Source organism: Arthrobacter sp. Dra40 (assembly GCF_059091905.1).
Genome location: NZ_JBNHHB010000052.1, coordinates 1 through 18,540, shown reverse-complemented (window position 1 = coordinate 18,540; position 18,540 = coordinate 1). Strand labels below are relative to the sequence as shown.

General features: G+C 66.9%; 20 protein-coding genes. 9 read left to right on the top strand and 11 right to left on the bottom strand.

Annotated elements, in window-relative coordinates; all coding sequences use genetic code 11:
- Window positions 1-3: 3 nt before the first annotated feature.
- On the bottom strand, window positions 4-1,818 hold the full coding sequence (gene glsA, locus AC5RWT_RS19175) for a glutaminase A (RefSeq protein WP_494081549.1): 1,815 nt from the start codon (window positions 1,816-1,818) through the stop codon (window positions 4-6).
- 189 nt (window positions 1,819-2,007) lie between these two features.
- On the opposite strand from glsA, the gene AC5RWT_RS19170 reads away from it, so the two are divergent.
- The 3 genes from AC5RWT_RS19170 (at window position 2,008) to AC5RWT_RS19160 (ending at window position 3,943) form a co-directional block, all read left to right on the top strand.
- Window positions 2,008-2,802, top strand: a complete 795-nt coding sequence (locus AC5RWT_RS19170) for a hypothetical protein (protein ID WP_494081548.1) — start codon at window positions 2,008-2,010, stop codon at window positions 2,800-2,802.
- A 333-nt stretch (window positions 2,803-3,135) separates the two neighbouring features.
- On the top strand, window positions 3,136-3,381 hold the full coding sequence (locus AC5RWT_RS19165) for a LapA family protein (protein WP_494081547.1): 246 nt from the start codon (window positions 3,136-3,138) through the stop codon (window positions 3,379-3,381).
- A 13-nt stretch (window positions 3,382-3,394) separates the two neighbouring features.
- Complete coding sequence (locus tag AC5RWT_RS19160) at window positions 3,395-3,943, top strand: DUF488 domain-containing protein (RefSeq protein ID WP_494081546.1); 549 nt, start codon at window positions 3,395-3,397, stop codon at window positions 3,941-3,943.
- Window positions 3,944-4,012: 69 nt separating this feature from the next.
- On the opposite strand, the gene AC5RWT_RS19155 is transcribed toward AC5RWT_RS19160, so the two are convergent.
- The 3 genes from AC5RWT_RS19155 to arsB form a co-directional block, all read right to left on the bottom strand.
- Complete coding sequence (locus AC5RWT_RS19155; protein ID WP_494081545.1) at window positions 4,013-4,312, bottom strand: hypothetical protein; 300 nt, start codon at window positions 4,310-4,312, stop codon at window positions 4,013-4,015.
- 93 nt (window positions 4,313-4,405) lie between these two features.
- Window positions 4,406-4,840: an arsenate reductase ArsC gene (locus AC5RWT_RS19150; RefSeq protein ID WP_494081544.1), complete on the bottom strand. Its 435-nt coding sequence runs from the start codon at window positions 4,838-4,840 to the stop codon at window positions 4,406-4,408.
- A gap of 90 nt (window positions 4,841-4,930) precedes the next feature.
- Window positions 4,931-6,034 carry an ACR3 family arsenite efflux transporter gene (gene arsB, locus AC5RWT_RS19145; protein WP_494081543.1) on the bottom strand — a complete coding sequence of 368 codons (1,104 nt, stop codon included), beginning with the start codon at window positions 6,032-6,034 and terminating at the stop codon, window positions 4,931-4,933.
- A gap of 174 nt (window positions 6,035-6,208) precedes the next feature.
- Between arsB and AC5RWT_RS19140 the strand changes: the two genes are divergently transcribed.
- Complete coding sequence (locus AC5RWT_RS19140) at window positions 6,209-6,574, top strand: ArsR/SmtB family transcription factor (RefSeq protein ID WP_494081542.1); 366 nt, start codon at window positions 6,209-6,211, stop codon at window positions 6,572-6,574.
- A gap of 54 nt (window positions 6,575-6,628) precedes the next feature.
- Here AC5RWT_RS19140 and AC5RWT_RS19135 read toward each other — a convergent pair whose 3' ends face one another.
- The 4 genes from AC5RWT_RS19135 to AC5RWT_RS19120 all read right to left on the bottom strand — a co-directional run bounded on the left by AC5RWT_RS19135 (window position 6,629) and on the right by AC5RWT_RS19120 (window position 9,780).
- Window positions 6,629-7,480 carry a phosphatase PAP2 family protein gene (locus AC5RWT_RS19135; RefSeq protein ID WP_494081541.1) on the bottom strand — a complete coding sequence of 284 codons (852 nt, stop codon included), beginning with the start codon at window positions 7,478-7,480 and terminating at the stop codon, window positions 6,629-6,631.
- A gap of 62 nt (window positions 7,481-7,542) precedes the next feature.
- Complete coding sequence (locus AC5RWT_RS19130; protein ID WP_494081540.1) at window positions 7,543-7,755, bottom strand: CDGSH iron-sulfur domain-containing protein; 213 nt, start codon at window positions 7,753-7,755, stop codon at window positions 7,543-7,545.
- Entirely contained in the window at window positions 7,691-8,725 is a 1,035-nt protein-coding gene (locus AC5RWT_RS19125) for a glycosyltransferase family 2 protein (protein WP_494081539.1), read from the bottom strand. Before AC5RWT_RS19125 ends, AC5RWT_RS19130 begins: the two co-directional genes overlap by 65 nt.
- Complete coding sequence (locus AC5RWT_RS19120) at window positions 8,722-9,780, bottom strand: iron-containing redox enzyme family protein (protein ID WP_494081538.1); 1,059 nt, start codon at window positions 9,778-9,780, stop codon at window positions 8,722-8,724. The genes AC5RWT_RS19125 and AC5RWT_RS19120 overlap by 4 nt, the downstream gene beginning before the upstream one ends.
- A gap of 201 nt (window positions 9,781-9,981) precedes the next feature.
- Between AC5RWT_RS19120 and AC5RWT_RS19115 the strand changes: the two genes are divergently transcribed.
- Window positions 9,982-10,542, top strand: a complete 561-nt coding sequence (locus AC5RWT_RS19115) for a type 1 glutamine amidotransferase domain-containing protein (RefSeq protein WP_494081537.1) — start codon at window positions 9,982-9,984, stop codon at window positions 10,540-10,542.
- A gap of 190 nt (window positions 10,543-10,732) precedes the next feature.
- The gene (locus AC5RWT_RS19110) at window positions 10,733-11,311 is read left to right on the top strand and encodes a GNAT family N-acetyltransferase (protein WP_494081536.1); all 579 of its coding nucleotides are present in this window, start codon (window positions 10,733-10,735) and stop codon (window positions 11,309-11,311) included.
- Window positions 11,312-11,498: 187 nt separating this feature from the next.
- Here the strand turns inward: AC5RWT_RS19110 and AC5RWT_RS19105 are convergent, their stop codons facing one another.
- Window positions 11,499-12,266 carry a SurA N-terminal domain-containing protein gene (locus AC5RWT_RS19105; protein ID WP_494081535.1) on the bottom strand — a complete coding sequence of 256 codons (768 nt, stop codon included), beginning with the start codon at window positions 12,264-12,266 and terminating at the stop codon, window positions 11,499-11,501.
- Between the two features lie 248 nt (window positions 12,267-12,514).
- Between AC5RWT_RS19105 and AC5RWT_RS19100 the strand changes: the two genes are divergently transcribed.
- Window positions 12,515-12,952 carry a glutaredoxin domain-containing protein gene (locus tag AC5RWT_RS19100; protein WP_494081534.1) on the top strand — a complete coding sequence of 146 codons (438 nt, stop codon included), beginning with the start codon at window positions 12,515-12,517 and terminating at the stop codon, window positions 12,950-12,952.
- 530 nt (window positions 12,953-13,482) lie between these two features.
- Window positions 13,483-15,147, top strand: coding sequence for a DUF4389 domain-containing protein (locus AC5RWT_RS19095; RefSeq protein WP_494081533.1), 1,665 nt, complete (start codon window positions 13,483-13,485; stop codon window positions 15,145-15,147).
- 12 nt (window positions 15,148-15,159) lie between these two features.
- Here AC5RWT_RS19095 and AC5RWT_RS19090 read toward each other — a convergent pair whose 3' ends face one another.
- Entirely contained in the window at window positions 15,160-16,269 is a 1,110-nt protein-coding gene (locus tag AC5RWT_RS19090; protein ID WP_494081532.1) for a copper resistance D family protein, read from the bottom strand.
- Window positions 16,270-16,351: 82 nt separating this feature from the next.
- Between AC5RWT_RS19090 and AC5RWT_RS19085 the strand changes: the two genes are divergently transcribed.
- On the top strand, window positions 16,352-17,413 hold the full coding sequence (locus AC5RWT_RS19085) for an enoyl-CoA hydratase/isomerase family protein (protein WP_494081531.1): 1,062 nt from the start codon (window positions 16,352-16,354) through the stop codon (window positions 17,411-17,413).
- Window positions 17,414-17,550: 137 nt separating this feature from the next.
- On the opposite strand, the gene AC5RWT_RS19080 is transcribed toward AC5RWT_RS19085, so the two are convergent.
- The gene (locus tag AC5RWT_RS19080; protein WP_494081530.1) at window positions 17,551-18,354 is read right to left on the bottom strand and encodes an ABC transporter permease; all 804 of its coding nucleotides are present in this window, start codon (window positions 18,352-18,354) and stop codon (window positions 17,551-17,553) included.
- Window positions 18,355-18,540 lie beyond the last annotated feature (186 nt).

The window sequence follows — 18,540 nt, the reverse complement described above, 5'->3', positions numbered from 1 at the left end:
GAATCAGTCGCGGATGCGCACGGCCGTTTCCCGCATGTAACGGTCGACGTGCGCATACGCGTCGCGGGTCAGCGCCTTCCAGAGTTCGACGGCGAGGCGCGGGTTTTCGCTCTCCAGGCGGCTGATCGTCTCGGCAGGGAGGAGCATGACCCGCACATCGCCGTCGGCGCGCACGGTGGTTTCCTGCCGGTCCGCGCTGCCCAGTGCCATCTCGCCGAAGGTCATCCCGGCGCTGAGGGTGGTCAGTTTGACCCTGGTGTTCCCAGGTCCGGGCGAGGTGGTGGTGACGCGGCCGGACAGGATGAAGTAGACGCCGGCGAAGCGCTGGCCGACGCGGCGGATGACCTCGCCGTCGTCGTAGGCGCGTTCTTCCATCAGGTCGGCGAGCGCTGCGGAGTCCTCCGGGTCGAGTGGGCTGAGCGCTGGTGAGTCCGCCACGTCCACGATGGCGGGCCGGCAGTGTTCGTCGCCGTAGTTGGCGATCAACCGGTTTTCGGCAAATTCGACAGCAGCGGTTCGGGTGGCGAACGACGGTACCGGCCGATCGGCATCCTCGAACCGCTGCGCGAGGATGCCCTCGCCGTCGATCATCACCAGCTGGCGCCCGGCGTCCGCCAGCGAGGCACGGAGCCGCTCCAGCATGTCCAGTGCCACCGGGGCGGTTTCATCCACCCGGCGCATGTCCAGGATGACCAGTTCCACCGACTCCTCCAGATCGCTGACCTCGCGCACCATGGATTCGGTGCCGGCGAAGAGCAGGTCTCCGTTGAGTTCGATCACGCGCGCGCGGTGTCCGTTGGCGCGGAGCACCTCGGCGGCCTCGTCATTGCGGCGGATGCCGGAGGGGGCGCCGGTGATGTCGTAGCTGGCGCGGATGGCGTTGCGCCCGGCCCGCGCCGCCCGGACGAAGTGCAGCCCCATGTCGTGCGAGATCCGCCGGCTGGCCGCCACGCCGCGCACGCTGCTGCCGTGGTCGTCCAGCGGCGGTGAGTAGACGGCCAGCCCCAGCTGGCCCGGCAGCACCGCGAGCAGACCGCCGCCAACACCCGACTTTGCCGGCATCCCCACATCCGATAGCCACGCACCGGCGTCGTCGTACATGCCGCACGTGGCCATCACGGAGAGCACCCGTTCCTCCACGTCCAGTTCCAGCACCTGCTTTCCGGTGAGCGGGTTGGTGCCGCCGTTGGCCAGGGTGGCGGCCATCACGGCCAGATCACGGCAGGTGACCAGCACGGAGCACTGCCGGAAGTAGTCCTCCGCCACCTGGTCCGGCTCCTGCTCAATGACGTCGAAGGAGCGCAGCAGGTGCGCCAGAGCCCGGTTGCGGTACCCGTGCCGCGCCTCAGACTGGAAGGTCCGCTCGCTGACCGACAGGTCACGGCCGGCAAAGGCAGAGTAGTGCTCCAGGATGCGCCGGAAGCCTGTCTTGCCGCCACTGCCCTTGACCAGGGAGGTGGCGGTCAGCGCACCGGCATTGATCATCGCGTTGGCCGGGCGCCCGGTGCCCGGAGCCAGCGAAATCTCGTTGAAGGCGTTGCCGGACGGCTCCACATCCACCTTCCGGTCCACCGCGTCCAGTCCCAGATCGGAGAGCGCGAGTCCGTAGGTGAAGGGCTTGGAAATGGACTGGATGGTGAATTCCTCACCCGAATCGCCGACCTCGTACACGTAGCCGTCCACGGTGGCCAGGCAGATGGCGAACTTGTCCGGGTCCGCGCCCGCCATCGAAGGAATACCGGCATACGGCTTGCCGCCCTTGAGGCCGGACAACTCGGCATGCAGGTTCCGCAAGTAGCTCTGGATAGGGGAGTCCATACGTGCCAGCCTATGGGGTTCGCGCGTGGACAAAGGTCCCGCCGCCCGCGGAGCCGGTCCCTTGGAGGGCCAGCGACGAGCCTGCCTACGGGACTCTGCGGCATCCCGTGGGGCGCCTCACACACTTTCATGCAGCGGCAGCGACCACCAGTGGAGTTGAGGCGGAGGTGGGGCGGTTACATTGGCCTGATGGACGAAGCTCTACCGCCGGCGGCCGCGGACAATCCGCTGTATGCCCTCTTGGCTGCCGGGAATCGGGCCGGAGTGCTGGCCTACGCAGCAGCCATGCCCGACGACGAAAAGCGGCGCCAGAAAGTCTTGGTCCGACGGTTCCGACACGTGGTTTCGGCAGAGCCGACTGACGCGCGGTCGCGGGACGGGTGGTGGCTGGGCCGGCTGACGCCCGAGCACTGGGCCGCAGCGGACATTGCCCACATGGCCTGCATCGGCGCGGAACGGTCCGCCGACCTGTCCTACACCGACCTCAAGGTGGCCCGCGAAGTTCCGCCTGTGCTGTTTCCCGGCCACTTGGATCTGTTCGTCGAGTCCTGGTCGGCCCGCTATCAGCGTCACCCCACAGGTTGGGACCGGAACCGCGGGATCGAAGCGATGTTTGACTGGGTGCGCGACGGCTTGGTGCCGGCTCCAGCGCAACGCGGCGCCATGCTCCTGCTGCTCAGCGTGACCCAGGCCGGGAACATCGACTTTTTGAAGTTTCTGCGGGAGCGGCCGGGATTGGTCGAGGTGACGCTGAAAGAACTCTTCCGTGTTCCCGGAATCAAAGGCGCCAGCGCCATGCAGTTCGACGAGACCAATCCGCGCGAGAGCCGGAAGCTGGCTGTCCTGTTGCCGCAGTTGGTCAAGCTGGGCTATTGGGACGCCGAGTGGGTCCGGAACGGGATTGAACGGGTCCTGGTCAGCGACGAATGGCCGGAGTATCAGAAGCGCTTCTTCAAGCTGCTGCGCAGCAACCTCGCGGACTGACACTGGCGCCCCCTAGGAGCAACATGTAGTGGCGCGCGACGCCGTCCTCCCCCCGGCCGGCGGTGTTGCAGTCCAGATGCATCGTCTACGCTGAGGGAAACGGTGGCAGCGGCGAAAGGCGGCACAGCGATGACTTCCAATCCGCAGGGTACGGGACGGGACGGAGCCGATACCGGGCGCACGGACACCGGCCGATCAGGCACCGGCCGATCAGGCACCGGGCCACTCGGGGGAGCCGGGCACGGTAAATCCGATGCACCGAAATCCGGGACCGGGGGAGCGGGCGGCCAGCGCCCTGAACTGGGGCAGACCCGGCAATCAACGCGGCTGGGAATGATCTGGACATCCGTTGTGGTGGCGCTGCTTCTGCTGGTGCTGCTCATCGTGTTCATCGCGCAGAACCAAGACCAGGTGCTGCTGCGTTATTTCGGTTTTGAGGGGCAGGTCGCTCTGGGGCTGGCGCTTTTCGTTGCCGCAGTCGGCGGAGGTATCGTCGTCGCCGCCTCCGGTGCCGCACGCATCATCCAGTTGCGACACCGCAGCCGGAAAAAGCGCGCGGGCGGTCCTCAGCCGAAGTAGTTCCAGTCAGCAGATGGTGCACAAAGTCTGCCGCCGGCTCTTTACCTTCGGTCACGGGACCAGCACGCCTGACGAGCTGGCGGACCTGCTGACCGGCGCGGGGGTGCATCAGGTGGTGGACGTGCGCCGCTTCCCGGGCAGCCGCAAGCACCCGGAGATGGGCCGCGAGGCGCTCGCCGGGTGGCTTCCCGAAGCCGGCCTGGGATACCGCTGGGAAGAGGGTTTGGGCGGCCGGCGCCGTATTCCGGCCGGCGAGCCTGAGCCGGACAGCTGGTGGCGGGTCGATGCGTTCCGCGCCTATGCCGCGTACACCCGCACTCCTGACTTCGGCGACGGACTGGGACGCCTGCTCGCCGACGCCAACGCAGCAGAGGCGGCGATCATGTGCAGCGAAAGCGTGTGGTGGCGCTGCCACCGCCGGCTCATCTCCGACGTTTTGGTGCTTGTGCACCGCCTTGAGGTGGTGCACCTGCTGCCGGGCGGCAGGAAGTCACTGCACGAGCCGTCGGCGGGGGCCCGGCTCGACGGCGGGCAGGTGTACTGGGACGGTCCGGCGGAATAGCGATTGTCCGGCAGAACAGCGCCAACCGGCCGCGCCGGTGCCAAGCCGCACCGCCGCCGGCCAGGGGATTTAGCGTTTGCGGCCGAACACCAGGGAAGCCAGAGCAGTCGCTGCCGTGACGGTGTAGACCGACGGCCAGGCACCGATCTTCTTGGCCAAGGGGTGTGACAACCCGAAAGCCGCCAGATAGCCGCCGGTGAGCGCTGCCGCCCGTCCGGTGCCGGCATTGCGCTTCCACAGGGCAAAGGCTCCTGCTCCTGCGGCGGCCAGCACGGCACCGGCCAAGGGACGGTTCTTGGTGGCCTGACCGGTCTTGAAACCGCCGAGCAGGCCGGTGCTGGTGAGCAGGGTGGGGAGGACGGAACTCATAACAATCTCCTTGGACGTCGGAACTCCCAGACTATCCCCGCCCCGTATCCAGCGTTTCGCCCAACGGCCCTGCGGGCCCCCATGGCGGCCGGTTCAGTTCGCGTCGGTGGGCCCGGCCGGCAGGAGCTCTGCGATCAGCTGCTGGATGCGGCCCTTGATCTCGTCGCGGATGGGCCGAACTGACTCCACACCCTTGCCGGCCGGGTCCTCCAGCACCCAGTCCTCATAGCGCTTGCCGGGAAAGAACGGGCACTCGTCGCCGCAGCCCATGGTGACCACCACGTCCGCGTCCTTGACGGCTTCGGTGGTGAGGACCTTAGGCAGCTCGGCGGAAATGTCAATGCCCTCTTCCCGCATCGCCTTAACCGCCGCCGGATTAATCCGGTCTGCGGGCTGGGAGCCGGCGGAGCGTACCTCGACGGCGCCTGCGGCCAGGTGCGTCAGGTAGGCGGCGGCCATCTGCGAGCGGCCGGCGTTGTGCACGCAGACGAACAAAACGGAGGGCTTCTTGACGGTTTCGGTAGTCATCTGCCGGGTGCTCCTTCGGAGTGGCCGTCGGGACGGCGGTTCGGGGAAATCGGAAGCGGCACAGCCGGGGACGGTGCGCCGGGCCGTCACTCAGCGGGAAACAGCAACCGGTGACGCCTCGGCAGAGGAGGTGAAATACCGCCGTCGTGCCCAGAGAGCCACGTAAACCAGGGCCACCAGCACCGGAACCTCAATCAAGGGACCAACGACGCCGGCCAGCGCCTGCCCGGAGGCCACCCCGTAGGTGCCGATCGCCACGGCAATGGCCAGTTCAAAGTTGTTGCCGGCGGCGGTGAACGCCAGCGTGGTGGTGCGCTCGTAGCCCAGGTTCAGGAGCTTGCCGACCGCCATGCCGGCGCCGAACACCACCACGAAGTAGATTAAAAGGGGCAGCGCAATGCGGGCCACGTCCAGCGGATTGGAGGTGATCTCGTCGCCCTGCAGCGCGAACAGCAGCACGATGGTGAACAGCAGCCCATACAGCGCCCACGGCCCCAGCTTCGGCAGGAACGTGCCCTCGTACCACTGGCGCCCCTTGGCCTTCTCGCCCAGCGTGCGGGTCAGGAATCCGGCCAGCAGGGGGATGCCGAGGAAGACGAGCACGGAAATCGTAATCGCCCAGAAGGAGAAGTCGGCACTGGTTGTTGGCAGGCCGAGCCAGGACGGCAGCAGTTGCAGGTAGAACCAGCCGAGTGCTCCGAAGGCGACCACCTGAAATACGGAGTTGATCGCCACCAGCACGGCCGCCGCCTCACGGTCGCCGCAGGCCAGGTCGTTCCAGATCATCACCATGGCAATGCAGCGCGCCAGCCCCACGATGATCAGGCCGGTCCGGTATTCGGGCAGGTCCGGCAGGAAAATCCACGCCAGCGCGAACATGAACGCGGGCGCGGCCAGCCAGTTGATCACCAGCGAGGTGACCATCAGTTTCTTGTCGCCGACCACACGATGGGTTTCGTCGTAGCGGACCTTCGCCAGCACCGGATACATCATCACCAACAGCCCGACGGCGATGGGCAGCGACACGTCGGCGATCTGCACGGAATCCAACGCCGGTCCGATGCCGGGGATGACCCGCCCGAGCAGCAGGCCGCAGGCCATGGCCGCGATGATCCACACCGGGAGGAAACGGTCAAGGGTGGACATCCGGGCGGTGACCTGGCTGGTGTCCGGTGTTGCAGCGGGCGTGCTCACGTGCCTCCTCGTGGCGGGACGCGGTGGCGTCGATTGTTACACCGGTGGTGTCGGGATTCGGACCGGTGGGCTGTGACCGGTCCCGGCGGATTGGAACCAACGAAATCGGTGGTTGCCGATCCGAGTATGCGGGCAGATATCGACAAACGTCAATCTCCGGGCATGATGGACGGCATGACGTCCGTTAGCACCGTCGCTCCCGCCCACCCGGTCGGGGACCAGGTAGTGTGCTGCACCCCCAGCGGTGCGCAGCCGATGAGCGCAGACCGGGCCGCCGTCCTGGCGGCCCAGTTCAAGGCCTTGGCTGATCCTCACCGGCTGCGCCTGGTGTCGATGATCTCTGCGAGCGAGGGCTCGGAAGCCTGCGTTTGCGACCTGACCGAGCCGCTGGGACTGGGACAGCCCACGGTCTCGCACCACCTGAAGGTGCTGGTGGATGCCGGAATCCTGCACCGCGAAAAGCGCGGCGTGTGGGCCTACTTCTCGCTGGTTCCGGGCGCGCTCGCCCGTCTCGCCGGTGTTTTGGCCGAGCCTGCCTGACGTCCATGCAGGGCGGGAACCCACGCCACGGGCCACTGGCTCTGAGGTTGCCGCCTAAGGTGCTGCGGGTGCGGAGCCTCTCTCGGTGCCCTGTCCGGCGCCGCGGTACCAGACAGTCAGGTACAGGCGGTGGGCGGTGATGACCAACGCCAGCCACGCGACGCCGAGTGTCCAGGCGACCAGAACGTCGGTGAACCAATGGTGTCCCAGATAGACCCTGCTCAAGCCCATGGCCAGCGCAAACAGGACGGCAGCGCTGGCCGTGAGGATCTTGGACCGCCGTCTGGCCTGGCGCAGGATGAGCAGATAGGCCACCACGCCGGCGATGACGACCGCGTTGAGGGAGTGCCCGCTGGGAAAAGAGGCGGAATATTCATAGGGCGGCACCGCATCCCCCAGGGCCGGACGGGCCCGTCCGATGAACTGCTTGGCCACCACTGTCATCAACAAAGAACCGGCAGCAGCAGTGGTAATCAAAATGGCAGGTGTCCATGACCGTTGGCGGAACGTCAGGAAGGCCAGGGTTGCCACCGCGAGGATCGGCATGCCGATGGGCCCGCCGATGTTCGTGAAGGCAGTGACCGCCGCATTGAACCACGGCGACCTGATGCTCTCGGCCGCATTGAGGACCGGATGATCCAACTCCGCAACGCCGTCTCCTTCGGTCACTGCCTCGTAGATCTCGGACGAGGCGATGGTGAGCAATACGGCGATTACTGCTCCGGCGGCCAGGGTGAGGATCAGCGCGCCGTGCGGGCCCAGAACATTGCTGATCCGATGCATCCACCGCGCAAGCAGCCTGCCCGGCGGCGTGGTCCATCTGGTCTGGTCCCGCCCGCCCACAAAGCGGTCTTCTTCGGGGCCGCGAACCGGCTGCACCGGCTTGTCGGCGGGTTCTTCGTTCATGTCATCGGGCATAAGCGGAGGTGTGTGGCCGGCTCATAACGTCTCGGTTTTGGAGAGCCGCGCTACTGCGCGGCCTTCCGCCGGGCCGAGAGCAGTTTCTTGTGCGTGCCGTCGCAGTAAGGCTTGATGCCTGACCCTCCGCAGCGGCACAAGGCGACGGTTTCCCGACTCCGGGGCACCGCGTCGCCGTCGCCGTCCACGAGGTCAAAATCACCGCGTACTAACAGCGGTCCGTCGGGGCAGACGACGATTTCCGTCGGTTCCTGGCTGGTCATGTGTTTCTCCTATCGTGAGGTTAAGATGGCCCAGCTGCCGCCGCAGCGACGCCGGGCTGCTGGCCGCGCACCGCAGCCGCCGGCCGGAATACGGCACTCCGCCCGCACAGCGCCAGCCGAGGGCGAGCCAGGAGGTCACGGCCCGCTCGAGCACCCAGAGCGGTGCCCACAGCGCAGCCCGGGTGCCGAACACCGCGGCACCACCGGCACGGCGCCGTCCTGCTTCCGCAAGCACTACGGCGATCACTGCCCACGTCCCGTAACCTGCGGGGCGGCGCGACTGCAGCAGCAGGAGGGGGAGCAGCAGCAACTCCGCTGCCAGACGTGCAGGCTGCGATTGTGAATCGTAAGCCTGCCGGATGCGCTGGCCCACGAAGTGCCGGAAGGTCGGCGGCAGGCGTCGGACGTAGATGTCGTCGGCGCGGATCTGGCGTCCCCCTGCGGCCCGGACGGTGCGGATCAGTTCCAGGTTTTCGAACAACACGTCGCCGCGGTACCCCTCGGTCCTCAGCAGCGCCGAGCGGCGGACCGCCAGCGTGCCGGGGTAGTCGGAGGCGAAGGCACGGTTCAGGAGCGACCGGGCAGTGTCCCAGCGGGCGTGCCACGGCTTCGGGTCAAAGTAGTTTTGCGGCCGCACCAGTTCGGCATGCTCCAGCAATTCCGCCACGGCGGCCAGGCTCTCCGGCGCATAGCGGACGTCGTCGTCGGCAATCACTACCCGTTCATGCCGGGCATGGCGGACTCCGGTGAGCACTCCCTGCACTTTCCCGTTCGGCGTGGGTGGCCCGTCCGGGCGGAGATGCTGGACGCGCCCGCTCCAGAGCCGCTGGTGTTCGGTGTAAACAGGAGGCGGCGAGCCGTCCACCACCGTGACGTCCACCCACCCCGGCAGCGAATCCAGGTAGCTGGTCAGTTCGGCGTCACCGCCACCGTCCTGCCACTTGAGCGGCAGGACGTACTCAATCCTCACACCGAGGCACCAGCGGCGACCGGCGCCTCCCGGCCCGGATCCAACGGCTGGCGCAGGGCGGAACGTCCCGAAGTCCAGGCATCCATCTGCCATCCCCCTGCCAACTCGTCGAGGTAGCAAGCGCTTCCGGCGCCGAAGAACACATCTGTCGCCAGGGTGGGATCCTCCGCGATCAGCCCGCCGGCCAAGTCCCGCCCGGCGATCTGTTCGTGCACCGCATCTGCTTCCACATGTTCGTCGAAGTACTCCGTTACATCGCCGTCGAAGCCCAGCCGGCGGAAACCGCGGGCGTATTTGCCGTTCGGAATGGAGGACGTCATTTCGTAAATGGCCAGATGGCCGCAGATCGCTCCGCGCAGTCTGCGCTGCAGCCCGAACAAAGACATGGTGTTCACAGAAGCCAGCGTGATGGCCGGGACAGAGTCCACATAGGCGCCGAAGGAGGGGTCCAGCCCCAGCCCCTGCATCGTGCGCGCGAAGAGTTCGGAGTGCATCCGGCCCGGCTTGCCGCCGCCGTACTCATCCGCCTGGATCTCCACCATCGCCGCTTTGGCCCGTCCGCGGAGCCGGGGGATCGCCCAGGTGTGCGGGTCGGCTTCCTTGAGTTGGTACACCGACCGGAGCGCCAGGAATTCACGGGCCTGCTCCAGTGTGGCCTCGCGGGCCATGAAGGCGGAGAGGCTGGGCCCGCCGTCGTCCGCGGCCAGCTCAAAGAGCCGGTCTGCTACCGCCTGGGCGGTGAGCTTTTCCGGCACCGGTACGGAGACAGCCTCGCGCAACCTGGCTTCGACCCGTTGCTCTATCAGGGCCCGCACGTTCAACAACGGCAGGTTCCATTCCCACCGGTCGTCCACGCCGTCCAGCCCGCCGTAGTGCAGTTCGTAGAGGCAGAACAGGGCCAGCTGCAGATCGTCGTCGTACAGTACGTCCTCTGTCACGGCGAGCGCCTGCTCTGCTGCGGCCTGCAGCTGGGGCAGCGCATCGGCAACGGCATGGTGCTCAAGCGCGGCCAGCAGGGCCTCGCTCACAGGACCCCGGGGATGTGGAAGCTTCACGGCGTCTCCTTCTTCAACCGGCGCACGGCGCGACGGTTCGGTGACTTCAAGTGCATCGTTGCCGCGGCGTTACGTCAAGGGCCCGATCGGCGCCGGACGGGCCTGTGGGGCGCCCGCGCCGGGGGTGCGCCTTGGCTCCACTGCCCAGCAGTGGCAAGGTTGAAGTAGTCCGAACATCTCCCCTGGAAGGACGGAAAAACCATGCCCGAAATTGCAGGCAAAAAGGTCTTGGTGGCCGTGAGCAACCGCGGCGTTGAGCAGGACGAATTGAAGATTCCGGTCGACAGGCTGCGCGCAGCAGGTGTTGACGTCACGATTGCGGCGCCCGAAGCCGGTGACGTGGAAACCCTGGTCGGGGACTGGGAACGCGGTGAAAAAATCCCGGTGGACAAGTCTTTGCCGGATGTTTCCGACGGCGATTACGACCTGCTGGTGCTGCCCGGCGGAACCCTGAACGCAGACCAATTGCGGCTTGACCCGGACGCCCAGGGCATTGTGCGGTCCTTCTCGCAATCCGGCCGGCCGATTGCCGCCATCTGCCACGGCCCGTGGGTCTTGGTGGAAACCGACCGAACCCGCGGCAAGACCCTCACCTCCTACATCTCCCTCAAGGCGGACATCATGAACTCCGGCGGCCGGTGGGACGACGAGCCCGTGGTGGTCGACCGCGAAAACGGCTGGACCCTGGTGACCTCCCGCAATCCGGGAGATTTGGACGAGTTCGTCACGGCAATTGAGGACGTTCTGGCCGAAACCAACTGACCTTTGAACCTCCGACTATGCCTCCGTCAGTGTTCGCTGCGAACCCCGGTTCCGCACCGAACACTGACGAGAAGACAGCCTGTCCTGCCGCCGGCTTCCGGCATCCGTAGCGCACAGCGCAAGTGCGCCCGCAACATCGCGGCTGCCGGCGCGCCCTCCGACCAAGCCGGCGATTGGCAGAACCGCTGACATGGATGCCCGATTGCCGCTCGCGTGGCCCCAGGTCCCGCCGGCCCACGGCAGCGTGGTGCTGCGCCAGTTCCGCAGCGAGGACTCGCATCTGGCAGTGGAGTTGGTCGAGGATCCCTACATTCCGCTGATCAGTTCCGTCCCCACGCCGTGCACCGAGGACGACGCCGTGGAGTGGATCCTGCGGCAGAACGGGCGGTTCACATCCGGAGCGGGGTACTCGTTCGCGGTGGTGGACGCGGAGTCGGACCGGGCGCTGGGGCAGATCGGGCTGTGGTTGACGTATCTGCCCGAGGGCCGGGCCACGGCGGGTTACGTGATGGCCCCGGTGAACCGCGGGCAGGGGCATGCGGCCGACGCCCTGTCTGCGCTGGGCAGCTTCGCGTGGACCATCCCGGAGCTGCACCGGCTGGAGCTCTACATTGAACCGTGGAACAACGCCTCGATCCGCACCGCCGAAGCGGCCGGGTTCAGCCGCGAAGGCCTGCTCCGCAGCTACCAAAGGATCGGCGGTGAACGCCGCGACATGCTGCTTTACGCGGCGCTCCGCCCGGGCACCTCCTGCGCCCGCGGGGTGTAGGGACGGAACCGCCTTTCCCACGTACGTCCACGGCCGTGTTCACCGCACCGGCAAAGCCCTCCACGGCCTGCGCCCTGCCCTCCACGGCTGGCGCCCTGCCCTCCACGGCTGGCGCCCTGCCCTCCACGGGCGACGACGGTGCCCACCCGAGGCGGGCACCGTCGTCGTTGTTGCGGGGTTGGGAGTCTTAGAGGTGGATCTTGACGTCCGCCTTCTTACGCAGATCCGTGACCAGGGCCTGCGTGGCTTGGGTTTCCTTCTGCGCCTGGATCTGCTGTTCCAGACTCGGGCGCATTTCCTTCATCGAGGGAACCTTGGCCTTCTGGCCGGACTGTTGGTTCATCTGTTCCTGCTGCGCCTTGGCCTGCTCGTAGGCGGCCTTCAGTTCCTTCTCGGTGGCCTTGGCATCGCCGGTCTCCTCAGCGATCAGCTTGTCCACCTTCACCTGGGTCTGCATCTCGGCGTTGACTTCGTCCTCGTTCATGCCCTGTTTTTTGATGGCAGCCATAAGCTCGTCGACGCTCTTGAACTGGTTGGAATCCGCCATCTTCTGCAGCGAGGCCTGCACTTCCTTGTCTGAGGCCTTGATGCCGCGGTGGTCGGCTTCCTGAATCAGCAGCTGGGTGCCGACCATGGCTTCGACCGTCTGCTTCTTCAGCGCATCCTGGTCCACCTTTTGGCCCGTCATCTGCGACTGCATGGACATCTGTTGGAACTGGGCTTCGTAGGCGGCGGTGAATTTGTCCTTGGGAATTTTCGTCCCATTGACCTCGGCCACCACATCCGGAATGCCTTCCAGTTCCGGTGTCGGCACGGCGGCCTGCCCATTCGCGCCGGCGCTGGATTCAGCGGACGCTGCCGGACTCGACCCGCTCTCAGCGGGAGCACCGCCGCAGGCAGTCAGGACGGCGATGGAGCCGGCTACCGCCAGGCTCAACAACCATTTCTTCGTCACGCTTTTCTCCCATCTAGGTGCCAAGGTTGCGACACTAGCTTCCGCGCATGTGAACCGGCAGGGCAAAAGCTGGGAGAAACCTTGGCGTGCGGCGCCGGGCATCCCGCCCAGCGGAAGAAGGCCAGTTCCCAGCGCCGGAATGACGGGGTGCCCGGCGCCGGAAGGACGGGGAAGAGGGCGCGCACGGGAGGTTGGGATGCGCACAGAAGGTTGGGACAAGCTTGGTGACGCCCCGGTACTCTGTGTCCATGAAACGCTTCGGGCGATGGATCCTGCCGGCTGTTTTCGCAGCTCTGGCCGTGGCCACGCTGACCTCCAAAGGGCAGGACAATGAATGGCTTTCAGGCTCTGTCTATGCCGCGTTGCTGCTGGCGGGCGCGTGGGTGGTCAGCCCACTCTTTGGCGGCCGGCAGGCGCCGTGGGGTTCGTTCAGAGATCACGACGCCGGCGGCCGGGTGGTCATCTTCTGGCGTCCCGGCTGCATCTATTGCCTGCGGCTGAAGACCATGCTGGGCCGGACCGGCCGCAGCGCCCATTGGGTGAACATTTGGCGGGACCCTGACGGCGCAGCCTTCGTGCGTGCACACAACAACGGGAACGAAACAGTCCCCACCGTGCTGATCGGCGGCGAAGTCCTGACCAACCCGGAACCAGGCATCGTCCGCCGCGCGCTGGCCGGCAGGTGAGATCCGGGCGTCGTGAGGAAGCAGCCCTCAGGCCCGGGTGCTCCTGCATCCGACGAAGTCCTATCCACTGGTAGGGCAGCTGAGTACCATGGTGCCTGCGTTAAGCGCGCCGGTGGATTCGGCATCCGGTGGGACCGGGCACCCGATGGGCCGGGCACTGGGCGCCGTGGCCGGGCGTGCATGGGCGTCCGAGTTTTGATGCTGGCACCGGAGCCCGCCCAACAGGGCGCTGGGTAACCGGGGGAGTGCACCAGGGGGTGGTGGCATGATGCGGATCTTGACCGGTTGTGCCCGTGCCCACGGTTCGACCCAGGAAATCGCCCAGCGTGATAAGGGTGTGCCGGCACATGTTGGCCAAGGGGCCGACCATCTTCCCGTTGGCCGGGTGGACTCGTTCGGCCCGTTTGACTCAGCGGTACTCGCCGTCCACCGAAGGGAGTGGCTTACGGACGCGCGTGTCCGGATTATTTCACGCCAGCCGTAGGCGCAGACCCGGGCACGGTTCCGGCAGGCGCCGCGAAAGGACCGTCATGACCGCCCAACCTGCCCCGCCCTATGCGCCCGCCCCCGGTCCGCCGCCTGCGCGCATGAAACCCCTTCACTGGGTGCTGCTGATACTCGGGGTGCTGTTGACTGTGGCAGGGCTGGCGTTGACCATCGGCGCGGCTGTTCTGCTGGGGGCCAGCGCCGTCCAGGACAACGGCCGCTACCTCACCGGACCAACCGAGCGCTACGAAAGCACAGGGTATGCGCTGATCGGCCCGTCCGTGGTGATCGATCCCGGGACCGCCGGGATGCCTACCATTCCGCCGGTGGGTGACCTGGCCAGCATCCGGGTCCGCGTCACCTCGGTGGTCCCGGATCAGGAAGTTTTCGTGGGCATCGCCAAGGCCTCCGATGCCCAAAGCTATTTGAACGGAGTCGCCCATACTGCCCTTGGCGACGTTTCCTGGTCCGACACCGGGCAGGGGTGGGGGCGCTCGTCGTGGACCGACGACGACGCGCGAACCACGCCGGGGAACAAGGTTCCGGCGCCGCCCGCTCAACAGAACTTTTGGACCGAGTCCGCATCCGGCACCGGCGCACAGGAAATTACCTGGGATTTGCAGCCGGGCCAATGGTCGCTGGTGGTGATGAACGCCGATGCTTCCCGCCCCGTATGGGTTGAGGTGCAGGCAGGAGCCCGCTCGGACCTGCTGGGCCCGGCGGGATCGGGCCTCCTGATCGCGGGCCTGATCGGACAGGTCGTGGGGATCCCCCTGCTGCTGCTGGGGACGGCCGGGCTCGGCCGGGACATCGATTCCGGACGGCCCCGCCCGGGTCAGGGGCCGGGGGCGACGCTGGCCGGCAACGCAGGATGGGGTGCAACAGTTGGAACGGTGTACCCCGTCTCCTTGACAGGGTTCATGGACGGCCGGCTGTCCCGGGGGCTGTGGCTGGTCAAGTGGTTGCTGGCGATCCCGCACTACATCGTTCTGGCCCTGCTCTGGTTCGCCGCATTGGTCACCACCATCGCGGCTGGAATCGTCATTCTGTTCACCGGCCGTTATCCGCGGTCCTGGTTCTGCTACAACGTCGGGGTGCTGCGCTGGTCCTGGCGGGTGGGTTTCTACGCGTACTCAGCGCTGGGCACGGACCGGTATCCGCCTTTCACACTGGCCGCTGCGGACTACCCGGCCGGCCTGGAGGTGGCCTACCCGCAGCGACTCTCGCACTGGCTTGTGCTGGTGAAATGGTGGCTGCTGGCCATTCCGCACCTGCTGGTCGTCGGCATCTTCACCAGCGGCACCGGCGCGGTGTGGGGCCGTCGCTGGGGCGAAGGCACCTTTGCGTCCCCCGCCACCTGGGGCCCCTCGCTGCTGGGGCTGCTGGTGCTCATCACCGCGGTGATCCTGCTCTTCAGCGGCCGATACCGGCAAGAGCTGTTTGTCTTGATCATGGGCATCAACCGCTGGGCCTACCGGTTGGCGGCCTACGTCTTGCTCATGCGCGACGAGTACCCGCCGTTCCGCCTGGACCAAGGCCCCGTGGAGCCCCAGCCCTCAGCTCCGTCCGAGGGGCCGGGGATGCCCGGATCGCCGGGAGAAGGGCCGGGGAACTGGAGGCCTGGGCCGGGGCCGGGGATGCCCGGAGCGCCGGGAGAAGAGTCGGGGAACTGGCAGCCGGAGCAGGGGAATCGCCCGCCCGGCGCGTAGTCCGGGCGTGGGCTAGGGCAGAGGCGTGCGCGACAGTGCTATGGCCAGACCATAAGCCGCTGCCATCAACATCAGCTCCACGGTAGCCAGCTGGACGAATGGCCGGCGCCGCGGGGACAGGGCAGCGGGAGGGGCGGTCTGTGGGACGCCGGCGCTGGAAGCCCTCACGACGCGTCGGGCCATGGCCTGCAGCGTATACCGGCGGTGCAACCAACCGAACACAATGAGCAGTGCGAAGGCAGCCGCTTTGCCCAGCACCAACAGCCCGTAACCGCTGGCCAGGGCCACGGGGCATTCGAGCTGAAGCACCGCGTTGAGCAAGCCGCTGGCCCCTACGGCTAGAGCGCACCACAGCGCGAGCGTGCTGTAGCGGCGTGCGGTCCGTACGACGTCGCCGGGTTCTTGCCGGACCAGCAACGCCACACCTGCCAGGCCGCCTGCCCAAAGGCCTGCGGCCACCACGTGCAGCCAGAGGCTGGCGGTCGCCAGGAAATGGTCCTCACTGCCGGAAGCGTGCCCCGTCATGGGCGGCAAGGCGAGGGCACTGAGCATCAGGATCAGGGCCAGTCCGGTGCCGGTGGCTGTTCGGGAGAGCCATGCGACAAGGGCCGCGGTGATGGTCAGTGCAATCTGCAGCAGCAGCACACGGGAGGGCTTCACGTCCAAGACCAGCTGCATCAGCGTTTGCGGTTCAAGCTCTGCCACCGGCACGCCCAGCACTTCGCTGATGGTCAGCAACACCCTGGCCACCACGAACGGCACGGCAACGGCTGCGGACGCCGCGGCGGCAGCCAGCAGGCCGCGTCCCGCGGGCGACAGCTCCTGACTGCCCGCGGGAAGGGCCAGCAGCGCAACGCAGCTGAAACCGGCGCCCAACACCAAGGCCAAGGTCGCCAGCAGGGTTGCAGCAGGCAGGCCCCACTCGGTCGCGGCACCGGCAGAAGGAAGGCCGGACAGGGACGGCCCCACCGCACCTCCGCCGGCAAGCGCGAGCATCAGCACGCAGGTTCCCACCAGCAGGCAGCCCGCGGCAATCCTCCAGACCGGCAGGCGGCGCAGGCGGGGTGTTTCTGCGCGTAGTGCTGGAGGAAGTTCGCCCGGTTCTGCATCGGGTTGGGCCATTGGTGCAGAATATGTGCCGAGTCTCTCAGGTGTCGAGGGCCCGCCACGCGCGGCCGGGCAGCTCGCGGTAGGCTGTGCTGCGATGGATACCAACGAGATTTTGCTGCAGCGTACCGGCCGCCTGGGACACATTCTGCTGAACCGGCCTAAGGCCATCAATGCCCTGAACGACTCCATGATCAGCACCATCACCACGGCCCTCCGGCAGTGGGCGGAGGACGACGCCGTGGAAACCGTGCTGATCTCCGGTGCCGGAGAGCGGGGCCTGTGTGCGGGCGGAGACATCGTCGCCATTTACCAGCACATGAAGGACGGCGGGGACGAAATCTTCTGGGAAGACGAGTACCGAATGAACTCGCTGATCTCCCGCTACCCCAAACCGGTGGTCGCGTTCATGGACGGGGTAGTGCTCGGCGGCGGCGTCGGAGTGTCCGCGCACGCCTCCCACCGCGTGGTGACCGAGCGGACGAGAATCGGCATGCCGGAAACCCGGATCGGCTTCGTTCCCGACGTCGGGGGCTGCTTCCTCTATTCGAGGGCGCCGGGGGAGCTGGGCACCCATCTGGCGCTCACTGCAGGCACCGGTACGGGAGCGGATGCCATCCTGCTGGGCCTGGCCGACTACTTTGTGGACGGCTCCGAGTTGCCCGCCCTGGCCGCCGCGCTCGCCGAAGCCCCGGTGAAGGAAGCCATGGCGGCCTTTTCCAAAACGGACGTCCCGGCGTCGGAACTGGAAAAGCAGAGGCACTGGATTGATGAGTGCTATGCGTACGACGACGCGGAGAAGATCCTCGCAGCCTTGCAGAACTCGCCGGAACCGGCTGCCCAAGCCGCAGCGGAGGAGATTGCCGCGAAGTCGCCCACCGCGGTGAAGCTGACCCTGGAAGCGCTTCGCCGCGCGGTTAGCATGGAAACCCTCGAGGAAGTTCTGGACCAGGACTACCGGCTGGGAATCCGGCTGGTGGCCGCGCCCGACTTTGCCGAAGGCGTCCGCGCCCAGGTGATCGACAAAGACCGCAACCCCACATGGAACCCGGCCACGCTCGCCGACGTGGACCGCGCCACCGTGGAGTCCTTCTTCGCCGGTCTTGGCGAGGACGAACTGGGGCTGGCCGCATCCGTGCAGGCGCACCCGGAAAGCTAACCGGCGCCAGCTGGAGCCGAAGCAGCGCCGCCGGCCGGGGGAAGCCGAAACGACGCTCGGCGCGGGCCCCGGACACCCGGACCCGCGCCGCAGCCGCGGGGCGCCGGCCGGACGCCGGCCGGACCACCCAGCGGGTGCTATTTTTTGTCGTCCCCGGTCATCCGCTGGCTGAGGTAGACCGGGATCATCGACACGATGATCAGGACCGCGGCGATCACGTTCACTACCGGTGCCTGGTTGGGCCGGGCCATGTTGTTGAAGATCCAGATGGGCAGGGTTTCGGTGCCCGGCGGGGCCGTGAACGTGGTCACCACAATCTCGTCGAAGCTCAGCGCGAAGGCCAGCAGGCCGCCGGCCACGAACGCCGAGCGGAAACCCGGGAACGTGACCTGGAAGAAGGTTTTGACCACGTTGGCGCCCATGTCCATGGCTGCCTCTTCCAAGCCCTTGTTCATCCGGCCCAATCTGGCCTGGACGTTGTTGAACACCATGACGATGCAGAAGGTGGCGTGTCCCACGATTACCGAGAACAAGCCGAGGCCGATGCCCAGCGGTTCCAGCACGGTCTTGAACGTGTTGTTCAGCGCCACGCCGGTGACAATGCCGGGCAGGGCGATGGGCAGCACCACCAGCAGGTTGACCGTGTTCTTCCCGAAAAAGTCGTACCGGGAGAGCGCGAAAGCGATCATGCTGCCCAGCAGCAGCGCAATCACGGTAGCTACTGCGGCTACGCGAAGCGAGGTCCAGAGTGCTTCGCGCACGCCCTCGTTGCGGAAGGCCGCTTCCCACCAGCGGGTGGTGAATTCGGTGATGGGGAACGCGCCGGAGGTGGTGGCGTTGAAGGAGTTGACGATCACCAGCAGCAACGGCAGGTAGATGGCGGCCATCACCAGCCCGGCGAACAGGCGCAGGGTGACCTTGGCGGAGGAGGAGAGTCTCATCGGTCTGTTCCTAAAGCTGCTTGAGGGCGCCGGATTTGCGGGCCAGGAAGAGGTAGAGGACAACCACCACAATGGGCACCGTGCCGAATGCGGCGGCCAGCGGCGGGTTGAGGTTGATGTTGGAGGCGATGACGGTGCCGATCACCTGCGTCTTCCCGCCGACGAACTGGGCGGCAATGTAGTCGC

Excerpts from the sequence above, each read along its gene's own strand:
- AC5RWT_RS19170 (WP_494081548.1), top strand. The coding sequence starts at position 2,008 with ATGGACGAAGCTCTACCGCCGGCGGCCGCGGACAATCCGCTGTATGCC.
- AC5RWT_RS19085 (WP_494081531.1), top strand. The coding sequence starts at position 16,352 with ATGGATACCAACGAGATTTTGCTGCAGCGTACCGGCCGCCTGGGACAC.
- AC5RWT_RS19150 (WP_494081544.1), bottom strand. The coding sequence starts at position 4,840 with ATGACTACCGAAACCGTCAAGAAGCCCTCCGTTTTGTTCGTCTGCGTG.
- AC5RWT_RS19115 (WP_494081537.1), top strand. The coding sequence starts at position 9,982 with ATGCCCGAAATTGCAGGCAAAAAGGTCTTGGTGGCCGTGAGCAACCGC.
- AC5RWT_RS19110 (WP_494081536.1), top strand. The coding sequence starts at position 10,733 with ATGGATGCCCGATTGCCGCTCGCGTGGCCCCAGGTCCCGCCGGCCCAC.
- AC5RWT_RS19155 (WP_494081545.1), bottom strand. The coding sequence starts at position 4,312 with ATGAGTTCCGTCCTCCCCACCCTGCTCACCAGCACCGGCCTGCTCGGC.
- AC5RWT_RS19100 (WP_494081534.1), top strand. The coding sequence starts at position 12,515 with ATGAAACGCTTCGGGCGATGGATCCTGCCGGCTGTTTTCGCAGCTCTG.
- AC5RWT_RS19165 (WP_494081547.1), top strand. The coding sequence starts at position 3,136 with ATGATCTGGACATCCGTTGTGGTGGCGCTGCTTCTGCTGGTGCTGCTC.
- glsA (WP_494081549.1), bottom strand. The coding sequence starts at position 1,818 with ATGGACTCCCCTATCCAGAGCTACTTGCGGAACCTGCATGCCGAGTTG.
- AC5RWT_RS19135 (WP_494081541.1), bottom strand. The coding sequence starts at position 7,480 with ATGAACGAAGAACCCGCCGACAAGCCGGTGCAGCCGGTTCGCGGCCCC.
- AC5RWT_RS19160 (WP_494081546.1), top strand. The coding sequence starts at position 3,395 with ATGGTGCACAAAGTCTGCCGCCGGCTCTTTACCTTCGGTCACGGGACC.
- AC5RWT_RS19090 (WP_494081532.1), bottom strand. The coding sequence starts at position 16,269 with ATGGCCCAACCCGATGCAGAACCGGGCGAACTTCCTCCAGCACTACGC.
- AC5RWT_RS19095 (WP_494081533.1), top strand. The coding sequence starts at position 13,483 with ATGACCGCCCAACCTGCCCCGCCCTATGCGCCCGCCCCCGGTCCGCCG.
- AC5RWT_RS19130 (WP_494081540.1), bottom strand. The coding sequence starts at position 7,755 with ATGACCAGCCAGGAACCGACGGAAATCGTCGTCTGCCCCGACGGACCG.
- AC5RWT_RS19080 (WP_494081530.1), bottom strand. The coding sequence starts at position 18,354 with ATGAGACTCTCCTCCTCCGCCAAGGTCACCCTGCGCCTGTTCGCCGGG.
- AC5RWT_RS19140 (WP_494081542.1), top strand. The coding sequence starts at position 6,209 with ATGACGTCCGTTAGCACCGTCGCTCCCGCCCACCCGGTCGGGGACCAG.